General features: G+C 72.4%; 20 protein-coding genes and 1 pseudogene. 11 read left to right on the forward strand and 10 right to left on the reverse strand.

The genetic code is table 11. The features are described from left to right. Positions 1-43: 43 nt before the first annotated feature. A complete protein-coding gene (gene aceB / locus BJ999_RS13070) occupies positions 44-1,651 on the reverse strand; it encodes a malate synthase A (protein WP_179833544.1) in 1,608 nt (535 codons plus the stop codon). Between the two features lie 218 nt (positions 1,652-1,869). On the opposite strand from aceB, the gene hflX reads away from it, so the two are divergent. From hflX to BJ999_RS13085, 3 genes and pseudogenes are all read left to right on the forward strand, one after another. Then, on the forward strand, positions 1,870-3,312 hold the full coding sequence (gene hflX / locus BJ999_RS13075) for a GTPase HflX (protein ID WP_179833545.1): 1,443 nt from the start codon (positions 1,870-1,872) through the stop codon (positions 3,310-3,312). Between the two features lie 456 nt (positions 3,313-3,768). Next, positions 3,769-4,984 (forward strand): annotated as a pseudogene (hutI, locus tag BJ999_RS13080) (imidazolonepropionase). 33 nt (positions 4,985-5,017) lie between these two features. Beyond that, entirely contained in the window at positions 5,018-5,863 is an 846-nt protein-coding gene (locus tag BJ999_RS13085; RefSeq protein WP_179833546.1) for a DegV family protein, read from the forward strand. A 22-nt stretch (positions 5,864-5,885) separates the two neighbouring features. Here the strand turns inward: BJ999_RS13085 and BJ999_RS13090 are convergent, their stop codons facing one another. Then, positions 5,886-6,635: a helix-turn-helix domain-containing protein gene (locus BJ999_RS13090; RefSeq protein WP_179833547.1), complete on the reverse strand. Its 750-nt coding sequence runs from the start codon at positions 6,633-6,635 to the stop codon at positions 5,886-5,888. A 67-nt stretch (positions 6,636-6,702) separates the two neighbouring features. Here BJ999_RS13090 and BJ999_RS13095 point away from each other — a divergent pair, with 67 nt between their 5' ends. From BJ999_RS13095 to holA, 4 genes are all read left to right on the forward strand, one after another. Further along, positions 6,703-8,013, forward strand: coding sequence for an MFS transporter (locus tag BJ999_RS13095; protein ID WP_179833548.1), 1,311 nt, complete (start codon positions 6,703-6,705; stop codon positions 8,011-8,013). 67 nt (positions 8,014-8,080) lie between these two features. Next, positions 8,081-8,794 (forward strand): ComEA family DNA-binding protein, encoded by a 714-nt coding sequence (locus BJ999_RS13100; protein WP_179833549.1) that lies wholly within the window; start codon positions 8,081-8,083, stop codon positions 8,792-8,794. Continuing rightward, entirely contained in the window at positions 8,791-11,373 is a 2,583-nt protein-coding gene (locus BJ999_RS13105; protein WP_179833550.1) for a ComEC/Rec2 family competence protein, read from the forward strand. The genes BJ999_RS13100 and BJ999_RS13105 overlap by 4 nt, the downstream gene beginning before the upstream one ends. Before the next feature lie 122 nt (positions 11,374-11,495). Next, positions 11,496-12,449 (forward strand): DNA polymerase III subunit delta, encoded by a 954-nt coding sequence (gene holA, locus BJ999_RS13110; protein ID WP_179833551.1) that lies wholly within the window; start codon positions 11,496-11,498, stop codon positions 12,447-12,449. Positions 12,450-12,582: 133 nt separating this feature from the next. Here the strand turns inward: holA and BJ999_RS13115 are convergent, their stop codons facing one another. After that, complete coding sequence (locus BJ999_RS13115; protein WP_179833552.1) at positions 12,583-12,987, reverse strand: nuclear transport factor 2 family protein; 405 nt, start codon at positions 12,985-12,987, stop codon at positions 12,583-12,585. Between the two features lie 81 nt (positions 12,988-13,068). On the opposite strand from BJ999_RS13115, the gene BJ999_RS13120 reads away from it, so the two are divergent. After that, positions 13,069-13,614: a TetR/AcrR family transcriptional regulator gene (locus BJ999_RS13120; protein WP_179833553.1), complete on the forward strand. Its 546-nt coding sequence runs from the start codon at positions 13,069-13,071 to the stop codon at positions 13,612-13,614. 7 nt (positions 13,615-13,621) lie between these two features. On the opposite strand, the gene BJ999_RS13125 is transcribed toward BJ999_RS13120, so the two are convergent. Beyond that, positions 13,622-14,050: an SRPBCC family protein gene (locus BJ999_RS13125; RefSeq protein ID WP_179833554.1), complete on the reverse strand. Its 429-nt coding sequence runs from the start codon at positions 14,048-14,050 to the stop codon at positions 13,622-13,624. Beyond that, positions 13,990-14,910 carry a LysR family transcriptional regulator gene (locus BJ999_RS13130; RefSeq protein ID WP_179833555.1) on the reverse strand — a complete coding sequence of 307 codons (921 nt, stop codon included), beginning with the start codon at positions 14,908-14,910 and terminating at the stop codon, positions 13,990-13,992. The genes BJ999_RS13125 and BJ999_RS13130 overlap by 61 nt, the downstream gene beginning before the upstream one ends. Positions 14,911-14,979: 69 nt before the next feature. Here BJ999_RS13130 and BJ999_RS13135 point away from each other — a divergent pair, with 69 nt between their 5' ends. Beyond that, positions 14,980-15,507, forward strand: coding sequence for a hypothetical protein (locus BJ999_RS13135; protein ID WP_179833556.1), 528 nt, complete (start codon positions 14,980-14,982; stop codon positions 15,505-15,507). Here the strand turns inward: BJ999_RS13135 and BJ999_RS13140 are convergent. Continuing rightward, the gene (locus BJ999_RS13140) at positions 15,449-15,985 is read right to left on the reverse strand and encodes an RNA 2'-phosphotransferase (protein WP_179833557.1); all 537 of its coding nucleotides are present in this window, start codon (positions 15,983-15,985) and stop codon (positions 15,449-15,451) included. The genes BJ999_RS13135 and BJ999_RS13140 overlap by 59 nt on opposite strands. A 47-nt stretch (positions 15,986-16,032) precedes the next feature. Further along, entirely contained in the window at positions 16,033-16,302 is a 270-nt protein-coding gene (rpsT, locus tag BJ999_RS13145) for a 30S ribosomal protein S20 (RefSeq protein WP_179833558.1), read from the reverse strand. Between the two features lie 240 nt (positions 16,303-16,542). On the opposite strand from rpsT, the gene lepA reads away from it, so the two are divergent. Beyond that, the gene (lepA, locus tag BJ999_RS13150; protein WP_179833559.1) at positions 16,543-18,384 is read left to right on the forward strand and encodes a translation elongation factor 4; all 1,842 of its coding nucleotides are present in this window, start codon (positions 16,543-16,545) and stop codon (positions 18,382-18,384) included. A gap of 3 nt (positions 18,385-18,387) precedes the next feature. Here lepA and BJ999_RS13155 read toward each other — a convergent pair whose 3' ends face one another. The 3 genes from BJ999_RS13155 to BJ999_RS13165 form a co-directional block, all read right to left on the reverse strand. After that, the gene (locus tag BJ999_RS13155) at positions 18,388-18,918 is read right to left on the reverse strand and encodes a DUF4870 domain-containing protein (protein WP_179833560.1); all 531 of its coding nucleotides are present in this window, start codon (positions 18,916-18,918) and stop codon (positions 18,388-18,390) included. 147 nt (positions 18,919-19,065) lie between these two features. Further along, entirely contained in the window at positions 19,066-20,490 is a 1,425-nt protein-coding gene (locus BJ999_RS13160) for a hypothetical protein (RefSeq protein WP_179833561.1), read from the reverse strand. 82 nt (positions 20,491-20,572) lie between these two features. Further along, positions 20,573-21,457, reverse strand: a complete 885-nt coding sequence (locus BJ999_RS13165; RefSeq protein WP_179833562.1) for a hypothetical protein — start codon at positions 21,455-21,457, stop codon at positions 20,573-20,575. A gap of 170 nt (positions 21,458-21,627) precedes the next feature. On the opposite strand from BJ999_RS13165, the gene BJ999_RS13170 reads away from it, so the two are divergent. Continuing rightward, positions 21,628-22,068, forward strand: coding sequence for an antitoxin YezG family protein (locus BJ999_RS13170; protein WP_179833563.1), 441 nt, complete (start codon positions 21,628-21,630; stop codon positions 22,066-22,068). The last annotated feature ends 20 nt before the right edge of the window (positions 22,069-22,088 follow it).

Here is a 22,088-nt window from a genome sequence, read left to right on the forward strand (position 1 = left end):
TCTCTCCCGGACGGCCCGCACAACGCCGCCGGAGCCGGGCTCCCTACGGGAACTGCTGGTAGGCCGGGGTGGTGAGGAACTCGGAGTACTCGTCGGCCAGCGTGACCTCCTTGAAGAGCTCCACGGCCTGGCCGTAGCGGGGCTCGTTGTACGCCTGGCCCAGCTCTTCGCGGATCTTGCCCAGCTCCTCGTCCAGGAGCCGCTCCACCCAGTCCTTGGTGATCTTCTGGCCCTCCGCGGTGGAGATGCCGTTGTAGATCCACTGCCACACCTGGGAGCGGGAGATCTCCGCGGTGGCCGCGTCCTCCATCAGGTTGTGGATCGCGACCGCGCCGGCGCCGTCCAGCCAGGTGGCCAGGTAGCGCAGCGCGACGTCGATGTTGTTGCGCAGGCCCGCCTCGGTGATCTCACCGGGGGTGGCCCTGACGTTGAGCAGGTCGGCGGCGGAGACGTGCACGTCCTCGCGGAGCCGGTCGCGCTGGTTCGGCCTGTCGCCGAGGACGCCGTCGAACACCTCGCGGCAGACCGGGACGAGGTCGGGGTGGGCGACCCAGGAGCCGTCGAAGCCGTCGCCGGACTCGCGGGTCTTGTCGGCGCGGACCTTCTCCAGCGCGACGCGGTTGACCTCCTCGTCGCGGCGGGACGGGATGAACGCCGCCATGCCGCCGATCGCGTGCGCGCCCCGCTTGTGGCACGTCCGGACGAGCAGCTCGGTGTAGGCCCGCATGAACGGCGCGGTCATCGTGATCGCGTTGCGCTCGGGGAGCACGAAGTCGGTGCCCCGGTCCCGGAACTTCTTGATCACCGAGAAGAGGTAGTCCCAGCGGCCCGCGTTCAGGCCGGCGGAGTGGTCGCGCAGCTCGTAGAGGATCTCCTCCATCTCGAACGCGGCCGGGATCGTCTCGATCAGCACGGTCGCGCGGATGGTGCCGCGCGGGACCTCCAGGGCGTCCTGGGCGAGGTTGAACGCGTCGTTCCAGAGCCGCGCCTCAAGGTGGCTCTCCATCTTCGGCAGGTAGAAGTAGGGGCCCTTGCCCTTGTCCAGCTGCCTGCGGCCGCAGTGGAAGAAGTAGAGGCCGAAGTCGAACAGCGACCCGGACATGGGCTCGCCGTCGACGAGCAGGTGCTTCTCCTCCATGTGCCAGCCGCGCGGCCGGACGACGACCGTCGCGAGCTCCCCGTCGTCCTTCAGCGCGTAGGACTTGCCGCTCTTGGCGTCGGTGAAGTCGATGGTGCGGTCGAGGGCGTCCCGCAGGTTGAGCTGCCCCTCGACCATGTTGTTCCACAGCGGGGTGTTCGCGTCCTCGAAGTCGGCCAGCCACACCTTGGCGCCCGAGTTCAGCGCGTTGATCGTCATCTTCCGGTCGGTCGGGCCGGTGATCTCGACGCGGCGATCCTCCAGGCCGGGCGCCGGCGCGGCGACGCGCCAGGAGTCGTCGCCGCGGACGCCGGCGGTCTCGGGCAGGAAGTCGAGGGTCCCGCCCGCGGACAGCTTGCGCTGGCGTTCCGCGCGCGCCTCCAGCAGCTCCTTGCGGCGGGCGCCCAACTCGCGCTGCAGGGCGGCGAGCAGGCCGAGCGCCTCGGGGGTCAGGATCTCCTCGTACCGCTCGCCGAGGGGCCCGGTGACCTCGATGCCTTCCAGTCCAGCCATCTGCCTGCCCTTTCGTATAGCGAAATTCGACTTCTGTTACGTGGAGAACCGTACTCGCCGGTTCGGAGGCCGGTCAAAGCGGGGTTCCCTGCAGACCTCCCCGCGCGCGCTTGCGTCAACCCAAGGGGAAACTGGGTGATAACCAGGTGACCACTGGGGACGGTGCGTGAGACGATCGCGGGAAGATACGGCCGCGAAGCGGCGTTCTACGAGGACATATGACTCAACCTTTCTCTGCAGACCAGACCCAGACCCAGACTCCTGACGAGATCGAGTACGAGCCCCTGACGGGTGAGCTCGACCTGGAAGACCGGAAGGCACTGCGCCGCGTCGCGGGCCTGTCCACCGAACTGACCGACGTAACCGAGGTCGAGTACCGCTCCCTCCGGCTGGAGCGGGTCGTGCTCGTGGGCGTCTGGACGGAGGGGACGGCCGCGGAGGCCGAGAACTCCCTGCGCGAGCTGGCGCTGCTCGCCGAGACCGCGGGCTCCCAGGTGCTCGAAGGGCTCGTCCAGCGCCGGTCCCGCCCCGACCCGGCGACCTACATCGGCTCCGGCAAGGCCGCCGAGCTGCGCGACATCGTGATCTCCACCGGCGCGGACACCGTCATCTGCGACGGCGAGCTGGCGCCGAGCCAGCTGCGGCACCTGGAGGAGACCGTCCAGGTCAAGGTGATCGACCGGACGGCGCTGATCCTGGACATCTTCGCCCAGCACGCCAAGAGCCGCGAGGGCAAGGCGCAGGTGGAGCTCGCGCAGCTCGACTACCTGATGCCGCGGCTGCGCGGCTGGGGCGGCAACCTGTCCCGGCAGGTCGGCGGACGTGCCGCGGGCGGCGTCGGCATCGGCGGCCGCGGTCCCGGCGAGACCAAGATCGAGCTGGACCGGCGGCGGATCCGCACCCGGATGGCCAAACTGCGCCGGCAGATCGCCGAGATGTCCAAGGCGCGCGACACCAAGCGCGGCGAGCGGCGCCGCCACCAGGTGCCCGCCGTGGCCATCGCCGGCTACACCAACGCGGGCAAGTCGTCCCTGCTCAACCGGCTCACCGGCGCCGGGGTCCTGGTGGAGAACGCGCTGTTCGCCACCCTCGACCCCACCGTCCGGCGGGCCGAGACGCCGGGCGGCCGCGCCTACACCCTGGCCGACACCGTCGGGTTCGTCCGGCACCTGCCGCACCAGCTCGTCGAGGCGTTCCGCTCGACGCTGGAGGAGGTCACCGACGCCGGGCTGGTCCTGCACGTCGTCGACGGCTCCGACGCCGATCCCGAGGCGCAGATCGACGCCGTCCGCGAGGTGCTGCGCGAGATCGGCGCCGACCGCATCCCCGAGATCATCGTGATCAACAAGGCGGACGCCGCCGACGAGCTCGCGATCGCGCGCCTGCAGCGCCGCGAGCCGCACAACGTCGTCGTGTCCGCCCGCACCGGGTTCGGCATCGAGGAGCTGCGTGCGGCGATCGAGGCCGACCTGCCCGGCCTGGAGAGCGAACTGCACGTCCTGGTGCCCTACGAGCGCGGCGGCCTCGTCGCGCGCGTGCACGAGCGCGGAGAGGTCCTCAAGCAGGAGCACGTCGCCGACGGGACCGTCCTGCACGCCCGCGTTCCCGCCGACCTCGCGGGTGAACTGGCCCAGTACGAGACCGTCTCCCCGATCGTGTAATCCCTGACCCACCGGGCCCCTCCGCGGAGGGGCCCGGTGGGTTTTGGGACGGGTCGAGCAGCCAGTTCGAGGACGTCCAAAGGCCCCTACTGGCCGCCGAACGGTGACAGCTTGTCCAATCCGCTTGACGGTGCGGTTGAAATCCGTACCGTCGTAGAGCCAAGGGGCGGGGTGATGGGTGTCGATGCGCTGCGATCAGAGGTTGTCGGACGGACGTTCAGTGCACTACCGTGACGAAACCGATATCTCCGGTCTCGTTGCCAGCGGCGGCCCCCCGGCCGCCCGACCCTCCAACGGTGGAGTCGCCGGCACCCAGTCGGCGTTTCGGATCGAGAGCAGGTGGCCCAACCATGGCAGGTCCGAACGCTCCAACGAGGGACCGCGGCCCGCACCGTCGCCCCACGGCATCCTGCACCGCGCTCACGTGCGCATGGCCCCATCCAGGTCGGTGAACCTATGACGGTACGGCTGTTGACGAACATCGGCAGGCTCTGGACGGGCACCGACGTCTGCAGCAACGCCGCGGTGCTCATCCACGACGACCGGGTCGTCTGGGCCGGGCCCGCCTCCGACCTCCCGCAGAGCGTCCCCGGCATCATCGACGACATCGTCGACGTCGACCACGTCGAGAACCTGGGCGGCGGCCTCGTCACCCCCGGCCTCATCGACGCCCACTCCCACCCCGTCTACGCGGGCAACCGCTGGGCCGAGCTCGCCATGCGCACCAGCGGCTCGTCCCACTCGGCCATCACCGCGGCGGGCGGCGGCGTCAACTCCACCGTGACCGTCACCCGGGGGGACCGACCCCTGGACGCTCTGCAACGGCGTCCGCGAACGGCTGCGCCAGTGGATCCTCGCCGGCACCACCACCGTCGAGGCCAAGACCGGCTACCACCTCACCCGCGACGGCGAGCTCGCCGACATCCGGATGCTGCGGTCGCTGGAGGGCGAGCCCTCCATGCCCCGCATCCACGCCACGTTCCTCGCCGCGCACATCCTGCCGCCCGAGTTCTTCGGACGCCGCCGCGACTACATCGAGGCCGTCCGCCTGTGGGCCGGCGACGCCGCCGTCGCCGGCGCCGACTCGATCGACGTCTACTGCGACGAGGGCCACTTCACCGCCGAGGAGGCCCGCGCCCTCCTGCTCACCGGCAAGCGCGCCGGCCTCAAGGCCCGCATGCACGCCTGCGCCAACGAGCGCATGGGCGCCGCGCAGGTCGCCGCCGAGGTCGGCTGCGCGTCCGCCGACCTGCTCACCCAGGCCAACGACGACGACATCAAGGCCCTCGCCCACGCCGGCGTCACCGCCACCGTCTGCCCCGGCAGCTCACTCAACAGCAGCCGCGCCCCCGCGCCCGTCCGGCAGATGCTCGACCGCGGCGTCACCGTCGCCCTCGGCACCGACCACAACCCCGGCCAGTGCGGCATCACCTCCATGCCCCTCGTCATCGGGCTGTCGGTCGCGATGTTCGGGCTCAGCGTGACCGAGGCGCTGCGCGCCGCCACCCTCGGCGGAGCCGCCGCGCTGCGCGTCGGCGACCGCGGCTCCCTCGCCCCGGGCATGCTCGCCGACATCGTCCTGTGGGACGCCGACCACGAGGGCGCCTTCGCCTGGGCGTTCGGGCTCCGCGCCCTGCGCGTCTGGCGCGGCGGCGTCCCCGTCCAGCCCTGACGGAGGCGCGCGGCGGCGGGTAGTGTCGCCGGCATGGGCAGCGCGGTCGTGGTCGTCACCGATTCCACCGCCTACCTTCCCCCCGGGCTCGCCGAACGGCACGGGCTGACCGTCGTCCCCCTGCAGATCGCCGTCGGCGGCACCACCCGGGACGAGGGCGACATCACCACCGCCGAAGCCGCTCGGGCGCTGAAGGAGTGGCACCCCGTCACCACGTCCCGTCCCGCGCCCCAGCGGTTCGCCGACGCCTACAAGGCCGCAGCGGCCTCGGGCGCGCGTGAGGTGGTCTCCGTGCACCTGGCCTCCGCCATGTCGGGGACGGTCGAGGCGGCGCGGCTCGCCGCCGAGGACGCCCCCTTGCCGGTGCGGGTCATCGACAGCGGGACCATCGGCATGGGCCTCGGATTCGCCGCCCTCTCCGCCGCGGCCGCCGCGCTGGCGGGCGGGTCCGCCGACGACGCCGTGTCCGCCGCCACCCGCCGGGCCGGGCTCACCCGCTCCCTCATCTACGTCGACACCCTGGAGCACCTGCGGCGGGGCGGCCGGATCGGCGCCGCCGCCAGCCTGTGGGGCTCCGCGCTGATGGTGAAGCCGCTCCTGGAGATCACCGGCGGCCGCATCGCGCCGCTGGAGAAGGTCCGCACGTCCTCGCGGGCGCTGGCCCGGCTGGAGGAACTGGCCGTGGCCGAGGCCCGCGACCGGCGTGTCGACCTCGGCATCCAGCACCTCGCCGCCGCCGCCCGCGCCGACACCCTCGCCGCCCGGCTGCGCGAACGCCTCCCGCACGTCCAGGACGTCTACGTCGGCGAGGTCGGCCCCGTCATCGGCGCCCACGTCGGCCCCGGCATGCTGGGCGTCGTCATCGCCCCCCAGCTCTGACACCGCGGGCGCCGGGAGACCCTCAGGAGCGCAGGAGGCGGCGGAGGACGGTCGGCGGGTGACCGGTCTCCGCCCTGATCGTCCGGGTCAGATGCGCGTGGTCGGCGAAGCCGAGATCGGCGGCGAGGCCCGACAGGTCCCGTTCGCCCTGCTCCAGGCGGTCCAGGGCGCGCCCGACCCGGATCCGGTTCCGGTAACGGGTGACGGACATGCCGGTCTCACGGCGGAACGTCCGGCTCAGGTGGGAGGGGGAGACCTCCAGGAGGCGCGCCAGCGGGACGAGCCCGACCGCTTCCTGATGGCCGCTCGTGATGGCCTCGCGCGCTTCGTCGACCAGAGCGCGACGCTTCCCGCCCTGCTCGTCCACGGCGAGGTGGGCCAGCAGCACCATGAGCCGCTCGGCCGTCTCGAAGGCCACGTCTGGACGGGGACGCAGGAGGAGGCGATGAGCGACGTCCGCGCGCGCGTTGACCCTGACCGGCCCGGACGGGCGTCGCCATAGGCCCGGGGAGAGCATGATGGCCGTGCACACGTCGCCGCCTGCGGGATGCGCGAACTGGCCCTCCTCATCGACGGTCTGGGTGTAGCCCACGGCGGGGTCGATGACGGCGCGTCCGTGGCGCGACCGCATGCGGAACCGTCCCGCCCGCACCAGGACGATCTGATCCCCGGTGAACGGCTCGGGCTCCGACCACCCGGGCCGGTGCCCCGTGCAGTGCACCGCGTGGACGGCGAAGCCGTCCGTCTCCACCACGGTGGTCGACTCGCGCATGCCCGTCATCGTACGCAGGGCAAACATCTTCAAGCGCCGGTGCGCGGCCGCCCCGCACACTCGCGGAATGGTCAGACGATGGCTGCTGGTGGTGCTGCTCACGGGGCAGACGATGGTCTCGATGGACGGCTCCATCGTGGCGGTGGCGATGCCCGACATCGCGGAAGGGCTCCACGCGTCCGGCTCTCTGCTTCAACTCGTCACGGGCGGCTACATCTTCGCCTTGGCCGTCCTCGTGGTCACGGGCGCGCGACTGGGCGACGGCTACGGCCACCGCACGATGTTCTTCCTTGGGCTGTTCGGCTTCACAGCCTCGTCGTTGGCCTGCGGGCTGGCACCGACCGGTGCCGTTCTCGTCGCCGCACGGATCTGTCAGGGTGCTGCGGCCGCACTCCTGCTGCCACAGGTTCTGTCGTTGATCCAGCTGTCCTTCGAGGGGGCGGCCAGGGCGCGTGCACTCGGCCTGTACTCGATGGTCCTGGCGCTGGGGGTGGCCTTGGGGCAGATGGCGGGAGGCGTCATCGTGACCCTGGGCGGCAGCTGGCGGCCCATCTTCCTGGTCAACGTCCCTGTGGGAGCTGCGCTTCTCGCCGTCGGACCGCGTCTGATGCCGCCGGAACACCGGAAGGCCGTCCGCCTGGACCTGCCAGGCGTGGTGCTCCTCTCCTGCGGCATGGGCGCGCTCGTCATACCCCTGGTACTCGGCAGGGAACAGCATTGGCCGCTGTGGACGTGGCCGTCCATCGCGACGGGATGCGTCGTGCTCACCATCTTCTGCGTCTACGAGCTGAGAACGGCATCGCCGCTTCTGGACCTCTCCGTGCTGCGCAGACCCTTCATCAAGCCCGGCCTGTTCGCCTCATGCGCGGTGATGGGCGCCTACACCGGCTTCCTCTTCACGCTCGCGCTCTACCTGCAGAACGTGCTCGGTTTCTCGCCGCTCCACGCCGGGCTCACGTTCCTCCCGTACACGGCGGGCTTCGCGACGGCCGGCCTCGGATGGACACGCCTGCCCCTCCCGGTGAGAGCGAATCTGCCGACCTGGGGCCTGCTCACGTTCGCCGCCGCCGCGTCGGCACTGGCCTTCCTGACCCGGTACGGCTGGCCGGTGCTCCTGTCGATCCCGCTGCTGTACGCCGCCGGGTCGGGTCACGCCGCCGGCTTCAGCCCTCTGGTCGATCGGATCACCGGGGCCGTGGGACCGGCCCAGGCCTCGTCCGTCTCCGCCCTGACGAACACGGGCGTGCTGCTGTCGAACGTCCTCGCGATCGCCGCCTTCGGCGGCCTCTACCTCTCCTCACCCGGCACGTTGACCCACGTCACGGCACTGCTGGCCGGGCTGCTCGTCGTCGCCGCCGCGGCGTCCCGGCACCGCTGACCCAGAGTTGTCCACACTTTCCGAACTCCGCGCACCCGTCCGCCCGGCATCCTTAACGTCAGGCTCCATGAGAGCTGACACCGAAGACCGCCTGCACGCCCTCACGGGCCGGTGGAAGCCGTCCACCGCTCCGACCGACGCGCCGCCGGCGGCCCGGTTACGCGCGACTCCCGACCGCTCCCACGTCCGCATGCTCGTCCTCGTCGGCGTGCTCGCCGCCCTGGTGGCCGTGGGATACCTCTGGCTCGCCCGGCCACGCCCCCAGCCTGCGGCCCCCGCGGCGACCGCCTCCCTGAGCGAACCGCGCCCCACCCTGTCGGCCGGCCCGGCGGCTGCGGCGTCCTCTCCCGTGGTGGTCCACGTCCTCGGCAAGGTCAAGCACCCCGGCGTGGTCACCCTGCCGTCCGGATCCCGGGTCGCCGAAGCCATCAAGGCCGCGGGCGGAGTCCGTCCGGGTGCGAAGACCGGCACCCTCAACCTGGCCCGCCCCCTGGTGGACGGCGAGCAGATCCCGGTCGGCGTCCGCGCGCCGTCACCGTCCCCACCACCGCCCGGCGGCGCGACCCCGACCGCCCCGGGCGCTCCCGGCGCCCCGCTCGACCTCAACGCGGCCACCCCCGACCAACTGGACGACCTCCCCGGCGTCGGCCCCGTCCTCGCCCAGCGCATCGTCGCCTACCGCACCCAGCACGGCGGCTTCCGCTCCGTCGAGCAACTCCAGGACGTCAGCGGCATCGGCGCCCACCGTTTCGCCGACCTGAAGACGATGGTCCGCGTATGACCCACGACCTCCGCCTCCTGGCCCCCGCCCTCGCCACCTGGCTCGCCGCCGCCGCGACCCTCGGGCTGCCCCAGCCCCTCATCTACGGCCTGGCGGCGACCGCCGCCGCCGCGTCCCTCTACCTTCTGACCACCCACCGAGCACCAACGCCCGCAAGCCCCCCACCCGCCGAGCCGCCGTTGCCTCCCCGACCGAACGACGACACCACGCGTCACCCGGGCGACACACGCCACGAACCCCACCCCCACGAGCCTCCCGCGACCACGCACCCCCAGAGGGGGAGCGCCACACGGCATGCGAGCGGCCGCCACGAAGACCTCCGCCACCGGCCCCTCGTGCCCGCACGACGCCCGAACGAGAGGGCCACGCGACACGCGAGCACCACGTGGCGTGAACGCTTCCTCAGCCGCCTCCTCTCCATCGCACGGCGGGCGGATGGCGGCGCCGCGCGGCGACCAGGCGATGCGTGGCGGCTTCTCGCCGGAGCGGCCCTGGCGTGTGCCGCGGCGTCGGCCTGCGGGGTGGCGCTGCGGACGACGGCCGTCGGCACGGGGCCCGTGCGGGATCTGGCCCGGGCGGGGCGGTTCGCGACGGCCGAGGCCGTGGTGACCGGGGACCCGCAGGCGAAGCCCGGGAACGGACGACCGATGATCATCCTTCGCGCCCGTGCGGAGGCCGTGGAGCGAACCGAGGTCCGCGTCCCGGTGCTGCTGATCGCGGCGGATCCCCGCTGGCTCCGCTCGATCCCCGGCCAGCGCGTGCGGCTCCGCGGCCGTTTCGTGCCGCCCCGGGGTCGCGACCTGCTTGCCGCGGTCGTGATCGTGCGCGGGCCGCCGACCGTCCTCGGGCCGCCGTCCACGATCCAGCGCGCCGCGGAGCACGTGCGGGCGAAGCTGCGGGCGGCCGTGGCACGGCTTCCGCCCGACAGGCGCGCGGTACTTCCGGGCATGGTCGTCGGCGACGCCTCGCGCCTTGACCCGGAGCTCGCGGAGGAGTTCCGGGTCGCCGGGCTCACCCACCTCCTCGTGGTCTCCGGCGCGAATCTGGCGATCGTCACGGGGGCGGTCCTCGGGCTGTGCCGACTCGCCGGGCTCGGACGGCGCCGGGCCCCACCCGTCGCCGTCCTCGCGGTGTGCGCGTTCGTGGTCGTCGCCCGCCCGGAACCGAGCGTCCTCCGGGCGACCGTCATGGGCCTGATCGGCCTCCTGGCCCTGTTCACCGGACGGCAGCGCCAGGGCCTCCCCGCCCTGGCGGCGGCGGTGCTGCTTCTCGTGCTCATCGACCCGGAACTGGCGCGCTCCTACGGGTTCGCGCTCTCGGCCCTCGCGACGGCCGGCCTGCTCGTCCTCGCCCCGCCCTGGCGCGAGCGGCTCGCCCGCCGGATGCCGGGCCCGCTCGCGGCGGCCCTCGCCGTCGCGGCCGCCGCCCAGGTGGCCGTCGCGCCCGTCCTGGTGATGCTGTCCGGGGAGATCGGCGTCGTCTCCGTGTTCGCGAACCTGCTCGCGGCCCCCGCCGTCGCCCCGGCCACCCTCCTGGGCGCCCTCGCCACGGTCACCGCGCCCCTCTCCCTGCCGCTCGCCCGTGTGATCGTGTGGCCCGCCGGCCTGGCCGTCGGCTGGATCATCTGGGTCGCGCGGACCGCCGCGTCGCTGCCCTACGCGACGATCCCCTGGGCCAGTGGCGCCCTGGGCGCCACCACGCTCCTGCTGGGCGCCGGGGCGGCGGCCCTGGCCCTGCGCAGCCACCGCCTCCGCCTCATCGCCGCCGCGGCCGTGATCGGCGTCCTCGTCGGCGTGATCGCCCTGCGCGTCATCGCCCCCTCCTGGCCGCCACCCGGCTGGCAGATGGTCGCCTGCGACGTCGGCCAGGGCGATGCCCTGGCCCTGTCGGCCGGCCCCGGCCAGGCGGTCGTCGTGGACACGGGCCCCGACCCCTCCCCGGTGGACCGCTGCCTTCACCGCCTGGGCGTGACCGATGTCCCGCTCCTCGTCCTGACCCACCCGCACGCCGACCACATCAACGGCATCTCCGGCGTCCGACACGGCCGTACCGTCCGCGAGGTGCTGATCACGCCCCGTACCTCGGGCCGCGAGGCCCGCCACACATCCGGCCTCCGGACCGGCCCAGCCGAGACCGGCCAGCAATGGCGCGTCGGAGACCTCACCCTGTCCGTCCTGGCCCCGCTGACCACCGCCCCCGCCCTGTCACCCGAGGACGACGGCACCACGATCAACAACGCGAGCGTGGTCCTCGTCGCCCGCAGACCGGGCTTCAGCGCCCTCCTGGCCGGCGACGTGGAACTGGAGGCACAACGCGCCCTGGAAGCAGGCGTCCCCCACGTCCAGGTACTGAAGGTCCCCCACCACGGCTCACGCAGCCAAGACCCCGCCTTCCTGGCCGCCGCCCACGCGTCCATCGCCCTGATCTCGGTCGGAGCGCACAACGACTACGGCCACCCGTCCGCCGCCACTCTCGCCCTCCTGCACCGTCTCCACATCCAGACCCACCGCACCGACAAGGAAGGCGACATAGCCATAGCCCGCACCCGATCCGGCCTCACGACCATCCCCCGTCACTGACCAGCGATCCGGCGCGCGAGGCCGGGCGGTACAGCCCACGGCAAGGTGGCCACTCACCGGTTGCGACGGAGGGTTCCCGGTGGTTGGGCGCGGGGGCGGGTGGGGCGTGGCATGCTGCAGGGGTGTCGGTTGAGTCCATCATTCTGGTCGTCGGTGACGAAGAGCTGCTCGTGGAGCGGGCGATCGGGGACGTCGTCGCGTCCATGCGGGCGGGGGATCCGGAGATCGAGGTCATCGATCTGGCGCCCGGGGCGCTGGAGCCCGGGCGCATCTCGGAGCTGACGTCGCCGTCGCTGTTCGGTGGCGGGAAGGTGCTCGTCCTGCGGTCGGCGCAGGATCTGGGCAAGGACCTGACGGCCGAGGTGCTGAAGTACGCCAAGGCCCCCGCGGAGGACGTCGTGCTCGTCGCCGTCCATCCCGGCGGCGCCAAGGGAAAGGCGCTGGTGGACGGGCTGACCAAGCTCAAGGCGCGCAAGATCGCATGCCCGAAGGTCACCAAGGCCGGCGAGCGGATCGACTTCGTCCGCGGCGAGATCCGCAAGGCGGGCGGGAAGATCTCGGCGGACGGCGCGCGGGGGCTGATCGAGGCCGTCGGCAACGACCTGCGCGAGCTGGCCGCGGCCTGCAGCCAGCTCGTCTCCGACACCGGCGGAAAGATCGACGACGCGGCCATCGCCCGCTACTACCGGGGGCGTGCCGAGGTCAGCGGCTTCACCGTGGCGGACAAGGCGATCGAGGGGCAGCTCGCCGAGGCCCTCGAGCAGCTCCGCTGGGCTCTCGCGACGGGTGTGGCGCCCGTCCTGATCGTCAGCGCGCTCGCGCAGGGCATGCGCGGACTGGCGAAGGTCGGCGGCGCGCCCCGCGGCGCGCGGGGAGCGGCGCTGGCCAAGGATCTGGGCATGCCGCCGTGGAAGATCGATCGGGTGCAGAAGCAGCTGCGCGGCTGGTCGGGAGACGGGGTCGCGCGGGCGCTGACCGCCGTCGCCGAGGCCGACGCGGAGGTCAAGGGCGGCGCCGCCGACCCCGCGTACGCCCTGGAGAAGACCGTCGCCCTGATCGTCGCCGCCCGCGGCTGACCCGCCGCTCCCCGGCGGCTGACCCGCCGCTCCCCGGCGGCTGACCCGCCGCCGCCCGCGGCTGACCCGCCGGTCCCCTTCCGATGAACGAGGATCGCGCCGCAGGCGTGTAGTCAGGTGCGTGGTGGAGCGGTCAGGCGAGGGCGTGCATGATGGCCAGGGTGTTCTGGTATTCGCGCCACAGGGCGACCTTGCCGTCGCGCGCGGTGAGGACGGCGATGAAAGCGGCCGTGGACTGCTTGGCCGTCCGGGTGTTGGTGCCGGTCAGTTCGTACTCCACCACGATCGTGTCCGGGTCGCGGGTGTCGTGGACGGCGATGGTGCGGCAGGCGTCGAACCGCACGGGAAGAACGGCCCGCTGCGGGTCCGCGAACGCCAGGAACCGCTGCCTGCCTTCGAACCGGGTCGGCCGGCCCGGAGGCGCGAACGGGGTCTCGACGACGGCGTCGTCGGTGAGGAGGTCCCCGATGAGGGCGGTCGGGTGGCTGAGCCAACACTCCTGCATCCGCTGGAACAGTTCGCGTGGTGTGGTCGGCATGGCGCCTCCTAAGATGAGCGGTGACTCATGTAACGAAGATAATGAGTCTGGACTCATCTTGTCCAGGGAGGAGGCCGGCTGATGCGCGCGGATGCGCGGCGCAACCGGGAGCGGATCCTCGCGGCGGCGGAGGAGGTGTTCGCCGGCGCCGGGCCGGACGCGTCGACGGAGGAGGTGGCGCGGCGGGCGGGAGTGGCGATCGGTACCGTCTTCCGGCACTTTCCGACGAAATCCGATCTGTTGCGGGCCATGATGAAACGGTTGTTGCAGCAGGTCACGGACGATGCGGCGGAGCTCATCTCGCACGGGGACCCGGCCGGCGCTCTGTTCGAGTTCGTTGCGCGGCTCGTGGAACGGACGGCCGCGAACCGGGCGGTCGTGAGCCTGCTGGCGGCCGAGGGGGTGGAGGTGCCGATCACGGGTCCGCTCGGCTCGCTCAGCGATGCGGTGGGAGAACTGCTGGTCCGCGGGCAGGAAGCGGGAGCCATCGCCGAGGGGATTCGCCTCGACGAGGTGATGGCGCTCCTGGTCAGCGCATGTCAGGGCGCCCTGCACGGGGGTTGGGACGCCGACCTGCGCCGGCGGACGCTCGGCATCATGCTCGCCGGCCTCCGCCCAGGCGCCTGACGGTACTTCAGGGGGTGTGCTGCTGTTCGGCCTTGACCTTCAGGCCCTCCGCTTCCATGGTCACGTAGCGGCGGGTGAGGCGGCCGGCCAGGAGGGCGAAGAGGGGGGCCAGGGGGCCCTTCTGGTCGAGGGTGAGGCGGACGGTGGACCTGCCGTCGGCGGTGGGGACGATCTCGTGGGCCCCGGTCGTGGTGACGCCGGTGGAGCGGGACTCCCAGGTGAAGGTCCTGTTCTCGTCGAAGGCGGTGACGGTCCAGACGGTCGCGGGGAGTTTCGGCTGGTGGACGCGGGCCCGGCTGCCGAGGCCGAAGGGCTCGTCCAGGAGTTCGACGCGCTCCATCGAGGCGGTCATGTCGGGCCAGCGTTCGACGTCCTTCAGGAGGTTCCAGACGGTCTCGGGCGGGGCGTCGATGTCGACGGAGGTCTCGAAGTGCACGGCGTGCTCCTCAGCGATGTGCGGACGGCGGCCAGGAGGTCGGTGACGAGGGGGTCGTCGGCCCTGCCCGGCAGGTGGAGAGCGTAGTAGGGGACGGCGGGCAGGTCGATGATCTCGCGCGCCGTCAGGCCCGGGGGAGGGGGGACGCAGCCGTTGACGACGGCGAGTCCGACGCCGAGGGACGCGAAGTGCAGCATCAGGGGCCAGCCGGCGGCCTCGACGGCCAGGGACCAGGGCACCTCGGCGGCGCGCAGGGCGCGTTCGAGGGTGATGCGGTGCGGGCCGTCGGGAGGCGGGACGACGAGGGAGGCGCCGGCGAGGTCGGCGAGGGTGAGGTGCGGCCTCGCGGTGAGGGGGTGGTCGTCCGGCATGACGAGCGTCTGGGGGTAGGACGCCAGCGGGACGGCGGTGATGTCGGCGGGCAGCACGTCGAGGACGGCGACGCCCAGGTCGGCGCGGCCGGTGCGGACGGCGGCGAGCGTGCGGGCGCGGTCGCCGTTGATCAGGCGGACGCCGGGGCGGACGACGCCGCCGAGGAGGTAGAGGTAGGCGCCCTCGCCGGCGGCCAGGGCCGGGACGCGGGAGGGGGACGTGCCGCGGACGTCCGCGAGGAACGCCGTCATGCGGGCGTCGAGGTCGCGGGCGAAGCGGGCGACCTGCTCGCCGGCAGGGGTGAGGGCCAGGCGGCGCCCGTGCCGGGTGTAGAGGGGACGCCCCAGGGTGTCGCCGAGTTTCTGCACCTTGACGTGGAGGGCGGGCTGGGAGATGTGGAGCGCCTCGGCGGCGCGGGTGAAGTTGAGGTGGTCGGCGAAGACCGCGAACGAGGCGAGCGCGTCCGTGGACAGGCGGCTCAGATCCATAGATACGGACTATAGCTATGGAGGCGATTGATAGTTCTGCTTTAGGAGGTTCGGGCCGAGGGTGGGGACATGAACATCGAACCGCGGCTCGGCGTCGACTTCGGCCGGGTCATCCATGGCGGGCTCATGGCTCCCGGTGAGGACGACACCGTGTTCCTCGACGGGAGCTTCGAGGAAGCCCTCGCGTCCCCCGCGACGGACGGCGTCTACGAGGTGCTGCCCGGCCTGATCGAGGCGTTCGGGGGACGGGCGTGGATCATCTCCAAGTGCGGAGACCGGATCCGGGAAAGGACGCTGGCCTGGCTCGACCACCACGATTTCTACGGGCGGACGGGCCTTCCGCGGAGCAACGTGCGGTTCTGCCGGAAGCGGCAGGACAAGGCCCGGCACTGCGCGGAACTCGGGATCACCCACATGATCGACGACCGGCTGGACGTGCACCGCGCCATTCGCGAGATCGTCCCGCACCGGTACCTGTTCGGGCCGAAGGAGGGGCCCGAATGGGTGCGGCACGTCCCCGACTGGGCCGCCGCGGAGGTCATTCGCTCAGATATGCCGGCGGAACCGCGTCGACCAGCCACACGCCGTTCGCGCTGACGCGGAACGCGTGACCGTCGGCCGCCATCCGCCCGGCCTGGACGGTCAGCACGACGGGGGCGCCGCGCCGGGCGCCGACCCGCCGGGCCGTCTCGCGGTCGGGGGACAGGTGCACGTCGTGCCGCCCCATGGGCAGCAGCCCCTCCCGCAGGATGGGGTCGACGGAACGGCGCGCGGTGCCGTGGAACAGCAGTTCCGGCGGCGGCGTCACCGGCAGGTTCAGCGCGACGGGGACCGAGTGGCCCTGGACGGCCCGGATCCGGTTCCCGGCGAGCTCGTAGCGCTTCTTGTCGTTGACCGCCACCACGTGTTCGAGTTCGGCGCGGGTGAGCGCGAACCCGTGGGCGGCGGCGGCCGAGAGCAGGGCGGTGACGTCCGCCCACCCCTCGGGATCGAGCGTGAGGCCGATCCGCTCGGGGCGGTGCCGCAGGTGCTTGGCGAGATACTTGGAGATCTTGACCGCGCGGCGCTCGTCCATGGACATGCGTCGGGGCCGGCGCGCGGCCGGCCCCGGGCGTGCGGCTCTTACTTGGCCTGCAGGGCGGCGGCCTGCTTGGCGATCGCCGACTTGCGGTTGGCGGCCTGGTTCTTGTGGATGACGCCCTTGCTGACCGCCTTGTCCAGCTTGCGCGCGGCGAACCGCTGCGCGGCGACGGCGTCGTCCACGTTGCCGGCCTCGGCGGCGACGCGGAACTTGCGGATCGCCGTCTTCAGCTCGGACTTGACGGCCTTGTTGCGCAGGCGAGCCTTCTCGTTCTGCTTGTTGCGCTTGATCTGGGACTTGATGTTAGCCACGTCGTAGAGCCTCAGCTTGGTCGCGATCCTGGGCCTGCGCGTATCGGCAGGCGCTGACGAAATGTCTGAACGGGGGCGGGACGGTGCCCCCGGGGCACGACGCTACGCCACACGCAGTCGCACAGCTTACCAATCTCCGGGCCCGGTCCCAAACCGGACCGTGCACGGAGCATCGCGCAGGACATGGGACCATGGAGGCACAGAACCCTGTCCACCTGTGAGCATTGCGAACGGACCCCGGTGCCAGCGCCCCAGCTCGACAAGACCGATCCCGCGATCATCCGTAACTTCTGCATCATCGCGCACATCGACCATGGCAAGTCGACCCTCGCGGACCGGATGCTGCAGCTGACCGGCGTGGTCGAGGAGCGCCAGATGCGCGCCCAGTACCTCGACCGCATGGACATCGAGCGCGAGCGCGGCATCACGATCAAGAGCCAGGCGGTCCGGCTGCCCTGGACGGCCGGCGGCGTCGACCACGTCCTCAACCTGATCGACACCCCGGGCCACGTCGACTTCTCCTACGAGGTGTCGCGCTCGCTCGCGGCGTGCGAGGGCGCGGTCCTGCTGGTGGACGCGGCGCAGGGCATCGAGGCGCAGACGCTCGCCAACCTCTATCTGGCCCTCGAGGCCGACCTGCACCTGATCCCCGTTCTCAACAAGATCGACCTCCCGGCGGCGCAGCCGGAGAAGTACGCCGAGGAACTGGCCGGGATCATCGGGTGCGACCCCTCGGACGTGCTGCGCGTGTCCGGCAAGACGGGCGAGGGCGTCCGCGAGCTGCTCGACAAGATCGTCGATGAGGTGCCGGCGCCGGTCGGGGACCCCGACGGCCCCGCGCGGGCGCTGATCTTCGACTCGGTGTACGACACCTACCGGGGCGTCGTCACCTATGTCCGGATCATGGACGGGCGCCTGTCGCGGCGCGAGAAGAGCCTGATGATGTCGACCGGGGCCGCGCACGAGACCCTGGAGGTCGGCGTGATCTCCCCCGAGCCCAAGCCCGTGCAGGGCCTCGGCGTCGGCGAGGTCGGCTACCTGATCACCGGGGTGAAGGACGTCCGGCAGGCGCGCGTCGGCGACACCGTGACCGGCGCGTCCCGGCAGGCCCCCGAGTCGCTCGGCGGCTACCGCGACCCGAAGCCGATGGTGTTCTCCGGTCTCTACCCGATGGACGGCGACCAGTACCCCGAGCTGCGCGACGCGCTCGACAAGCTGCGGCTGAACGACGCCGCGCTGGTCTACGAGCCGGAGACGTCGGCGGCGCTCGGGTTCGGGTTCCGCTGCGGCTTCCTCGGCCTGCTGCACATGGAGATCGTCCGGGAGCGGCTGGAGCGCGAGTTCGGCCTGTCGCTGATCTCGACCGCGCCGAACGTGGTCTACCGGGTCGTGATGGAGGACGGGTCGGAGCACGTCGTCACCAACCCCAGCGAGTTCCCCGAGGGCAAGATCGGGGCGGTGTACGAGCCGGTGGTGAAGGCGACGCTGCTGTCCCCGTCCGAGCACATCGGCGCGATCATGGAGCTGTGCCAGGGTCGCCGCGGCGTGCTGCTCGGCATGGACTACCTGTCGGAGGACCGCGTCGAGATCCGCTACACGCTGCCGCTCGCCGAGATCATCTTCGACTTCTTCGACCAGCTGAAGTCGAGGACGCGCGGGTACGCCTCGCTCGACTACGAGCCCAGCGGCGAGCAGGAGTCCGACCTGGTGAAGGTCGACATCCTGCTGCAGGGCGAGTCGGTGGACGCCTTCAGCCAGATCGTGCACAAGGACAAGTCCCGCGAGTACGGCCTGATGATGACGGCCAAGCTCAAGGAGCTGATCCCGCGGCAGCAGTACGAGGTGCCGATCCAGGCCGCGGTCGGGGCCCGCATCATCGCCCGCGAGAACATCCGCGCCATCCGCAAGGACGTCCTCGCCAAGTGCTACGGGGGCGACATCTCCCGCAAGCGCAAGCTGCTGGAGAAGCAGAAGGAGGGCAAGAAGCGGATGAAGACCATCGGGCGGGTGGACGTCCCGCAGGAGGCCTTCGTCGCCGCCCTCTCGACCGGGGGCGGCGACGCCGACAAGGGCAAGAAGTAGCCGTTACTTCACAAGGGGCCAGGCCACCGCGGACGGGACGCGCCGGAACTCGCCGCGGTTGGCGGCCCTGCCCGCGTACACCAGGAAGAACATCTCCACGGCCGTGAACAGCAGCGGCACCCAGATGAGGAAGTCGGCGACCAGCGACAGCAGGCCGAAGACGAACCACACGGCGATGGCGGCGACGCCCATGTTGAGGCCCTGCGCCGCGTGCCTGCGCACGAACGGCGAGCGGGCCTTTCCGAGATAGACGACGGCCGGGGCGATCGCGCCGACGAGGAACTGCCCGACGTACGCCATCAGCGACCACGTCTTCTCGTCGTCGGTGACGGGGCCGAAATGGCCGGGTATCTGGGCGGTGTTGTGTCCGCCCTGGGGGTTGTCCCCGCCCGGGGGCTGCTGCTGCCAGCCCATGCCGCCCTGGGGTTGCTGTGGCTGCTGCCAGGCGTTGCCGGGCTGCTGCCAGGGGGTCTGTTGCTGCTGCCACTGGGGCTGCTGTCCCTGGCCGGGCGACGGGGGGTGCCCGTAGGCCATGGCGGACGTCCTCTCCGGGGTCGCTATGCAAGTTATTGGCGAAGTGTATGACTCCTTGGACGCGCGTGGAGTTCGCCCAGGTTCCCTATGAACAAGGGCCCGTGGCCGATTCGCGCCACGGGCCCAGCTGCGGTGCCTGGTGAGGTGTCAGGGGCGCCAGAGGACGGCGGACGGGTTCGCCTGCGTGAGCGTGACCGAGCCCTTCCACTCGACCGACGAGGGTTGCGGCAGGAACGAGTCGTCCAGGAAGAACCCGCGGTTGATGGACGTCACCGTGGCCGGGGCGCCGTTGTCCCCGGTACCGGTGGGACGGCGAAGGGCCTCGATGCCCGCGATGTCGGAGACCCTCGTCCCCTCCGGCAGTTCGACGGTGGTGGCGACGGCGCCGTCACGGTCGATCGACCAGGTCGGCTCGTCGTGGTCGGAGCGGTACAGCCGGGACGGGTCGGACTTCAGCCGCACCCCGAGCGCGACCCCGGGCACCGACCCGGACCCGGTCGCGGCGCCCGTCGTCTTGGCGAACTCCACGAACAGGTACGTCCGCTGGTCGCCGACCTCGCGCGTCGCCGGATCGGACGGGTTCTCGATCTTCCTTTCGCGGACCATCTCCTGCGCCGCGATCCGGTAGGTCCACGGCTCGCGGTCCATGACGACCTCGCGGGCCCGGCCGTCCGGGCGCGTCCCGGCGGCGTCCAGCAGGAAGCGCAGCGGCGGGTCCGGCGAGATCACGTCGCACATGTTGTTGTTCTGCGTGCAGGTCTGCAGCAGGGGGTGGTCGCCCTCGTAGCGGCCCGTGAACTTCAGGGTCAGGTGCATCGGGGCCTGGTAGACGGCGGTGCCGTCCACGCGCCTGCCGGACGCGTCGACCTCGACCCGGTAGATCCACTCGATGTCGGTCGTCCGGCCCCAGCGGGCCATCAGCGCGGGCGTGTCGGTGCCGCCGTCCTCGTTGCTCCACACCACCGAGTACTCGATGATCTTGTGTCCGGGTGTGGCGGCGGGGCGGGTCTCGTGCCAGGCGACCAGGGGGGTGTCGGTGGTCGCGTTCTGGTAGGGGTCGCCGAACGGCCAGCCCGTCCGCCCGACGACGACGGGCGCGTGGCGCAGGGCGAGCGCGTCCGCCTCCGGAATGCGGACCGCGGGGCGCCGGAGCGTGACGCGGCTTGCGGCGGGCGCGCTGCCCTCGGCGAACCGCAGCGTCACCTTGTGGCGTCCCTTCCCGACGCGCCCGAGCCCGAGGCTGCGGGGGATCGGGTCGGAGGAGGGGACGACGAGGTCGGTCACATGGCGCCCGTCGACGGCGATCGACACGACGGCCGACTCGGCGCCCCCGCGGACCCAGGAGACGCCCGGGGCGGACGCGGTGAAGGAGATCACCGCCTCCCCGTCCCGGCGGGCGGTGAACGGCAGCGACCGGGCGGGGCCGCCGCGGTGGACGTTGATCGTGCCGGGAGACCCGGCGGAGCGGACGGGGGAGGCGGCGTGGGCGGGGGAGGCGGTGAGGGCGAGGGGAGCGCCGGCGAGGACTGCACCGGTCACGGCGAGCACGGCATGGCGCGCGCGGCTTCTCATGATCGGGGAACCTAGGCGGCCGCGGTTGCGTTCCGGTGACGGCGCGGTCCCCCGTGGGTGTCGGCTCCGTGTGCGTCAGGGTTCAGGAACCGGCCCACAGCGGCGACAGCGCCGCCGGCACCCCCAGGGACACACCGGTGAACCGCTCCGCCTCGTCCGCCCCGTCGGGCGCGTGGAGGGTGAGCCCGGAGGCCGCCAGCCGGACGGAGCGGCCGCGCCTGACGATCTCGTGGTCGAGTTCCCGCAGCAGCGCGACGACGTCGCCGGCGGGCTCGTCGAGCAGGTCGACGCCGTCGAGCCGGAACCGCATCTCGGGGTTGCCGCTCCAGCCGGGCGCCCGCGTCCCGCAGATCTGCGCGAGCCGCTCGACGCCGTCCTCGCCCCGGCCGGTCGACAGCGCCAGCGACCCGCGCCCCACCCGGACGCTGCGGTGCCCGGCCCACCCGCACAGGAACGACGACTTCGGCGGGAGGGTGCCGCAGCGCTCCGCGACCGCGGCGAGGGTCGTCCAGGCGTCCGCGGCGCGGGTGGAGAACAGCAGGCTCGCGTCCGGCAGCAGCGCCCCGCGCCCCGGCTCCAGCGTGACCACGAACGGCGGCACCCGGCCGGGGAACCGCGCCGGGTCGGCCTCCCGGAGGGTGACGATGCCCTCCCACTCGACGGGCTCCGCGACCGCGAACCAGGTGATCGCGGCCTCGGTGCCGAACTCGCGGAACGTCGCGTCGGTCAGCCGCTCGGCGACCGCCTCCCGCAGCCCGTCGGCCGTCTCGGCGAGCCTGCGGCGCCACCACGCCGGCTCGGGGTCGGACCGGCCGCCCGCGGACCAGCGCGTCCCCGCGCCGGTGAAGTCCGAGCGCCGCTCGGCGCCCGCGTCGTCCACCAGCACCCAGTGCCAGCCGTCCGGCTCGCCGCGCAGCAGCACCCGGGCGGGCACTCGTCCCCGGCCGGTCGCACCCACATTTCGCATCCGGACGACCTTATCCGTATTCGTTGCGGCTCCTCAGGCGGTCGGCGGCCGAAGTCGCGCCGGTCGGCCGCGACACGGCGGCGGCTGCCCGGCGCGGGCGCCGATGCCGGTACGGTCGGACGGGTACGGTGCCTTTGATCTACCGAACCGGCCGACCTCGCGGAGGCAGCGTGACCCACCCCGAGCAGGTTCTGCGTTCCGAGAAGGAACGGGAGACGGTGAACGGCGCCGTGCGCGCGCTGCGTTCGGCCGCCCCCGCGGGCTGGCAGCGGCTCGACTTCGAGTTCCGCGCGACGGTCGGCATCGACAGCGCCTCCTTCGAGGTCGAGGGCCCCGACGGCGGGCGCCGCACGGCCCTGCCCCCGGGCCAGGCCGTCGGGAAGATGGACGAGCTGCGCCGCGTCATGTACCGGTCCGACAAGGGCGCCTGGTTCACCGCGCGCCTCCAGGTCGAGCGCTCCGGCCACTTCAGCGCCGAGTTCGACTACGACGGCGAGCCCGACTTCACCCCGCCGCTGGCCTCGTCCGCCTACGTCCAGGACCTCGACCGCTTCCCCCGCTCGGCCGAGCACATCCCCGACTGGCTCCGCGACAAGCTCGGGGACGCCTGACCGGCCCGGTCGAAGCAGGC

This window comes from Actinomadura citrea (assembly GCF_013409045.1).
Classification (GTDB): Bacteria; Actinomycetota; Actinomycetes; order Streptosporangiales; family Streptosporangiaceae; genus Spirillospora; species Spirillospora citrea.

Bases quoted from the DNA above. Each gene is read 5' to 3' on its own strand.
- BJ999_RS13105 (WP_179833550.1), top strand. From the start codon at position 8,791: ATGACCCACGACCTCCGCCTCCTGGCCCCCGCCCTCGCCACCTGGCTC.
- BJ999_RS13130 (WP_179833555.1), bottom strand. From the start codon at position 14,910: ATGGATCTGAGCCGCCTGTCCACGGACGCGCTCGCCTCGTTCGCGGTC.
- BJ999_RS13160 (WP_179833561.1), bottom strand. From the start codon at position 20,490: ATGAGAAGCCGCGCGCGCCATGCCGTGCTCGCCGTGACCGGTGCAGTC.
- aceB (WP_179833544.1), bottom strand. From the start codon at position 1,651: ATGGCTGGACTGGAAGGCATCGAGGTCACCGGGCCCCTCGGCGAGCGG.
- BJ999_RS13135 (WP_179833556.1), top strand. From the start codon at position 14,980: ATGAACATCGAACCGCGGCTCGGCGTCGACTTCGGCCGGGTCATCCAT.
- BJ999_RS13115 (WP_179833552.1), bottom strand. From the start codon at position 12,987: ATGCCGACCACACCACGCGAACTGTTCCAGCGGATGCAGGAGTGTTGG.
- BJ999_RS13090 (WP_179833547.1), bottom strand. From the start codon at position 6,635: ATGCGCGAGTCGACCACCGTGGTGGAGACGGACGGCTTCGCCGTCCAC.
- BJ999_RS13140 (WP_179833557.1), bottom strand. From the start codon at position 15,985: ATGGACGAGCGCCGCGCGGTCAAGATCTCCAAGTATCTCGCCAAGCAC.
- BJ999_RS13165 (WP_179833562.1), bottom strand. From the start codon at position 21,457: ATGCGAAATGTGGGTGCGACCGGCCGGGGACGAGTGCCCGCCCGGGTG.
- hflX (WP_179833545.1), top strand. From the start codon at position 1,870: ATGACTCAACCTTTCTCTGCAGACCAGACCCAGACCCAGACTCCTGAC.
- BJ999_RS13100 (WP_179833549.1), top strand. From the start codon at position 8,081: ATGAGAGCTGACACCGAAGACCGCCTGCACGCCCTCACGGGCCGGTGG.
- BJ999_RS13085 (WP_179833546.1), top strand. From the start codon at position 5,018: ATGGGCAGCGCGGTCGTGGTCGTCACCGATTCCACCGCCTACCTTCCC.
- BJ999_RS13155 (WP_179833560.1), bottom strand. From the start codon at position 18,918: ATGGCCTACGGGCACCCCCCGTCGCCCGGCCAGGGACAGCAGCCCCAG.
- BJ999_RS13120 (WP_179833553.1), top strand. From the start codon at position 13,069: ATGCGCGCGGATGCGCGGCGCAACCGGGAGCGGATCCTCGCGGCGGCG.
- BJ999_RS13095 (WP_179833548.1), top strand. From the start codon at position 6,703: ATGGTCAGACGATGGCTGCTGGTGGTGCTGCTCACGGGGCAGACGATG.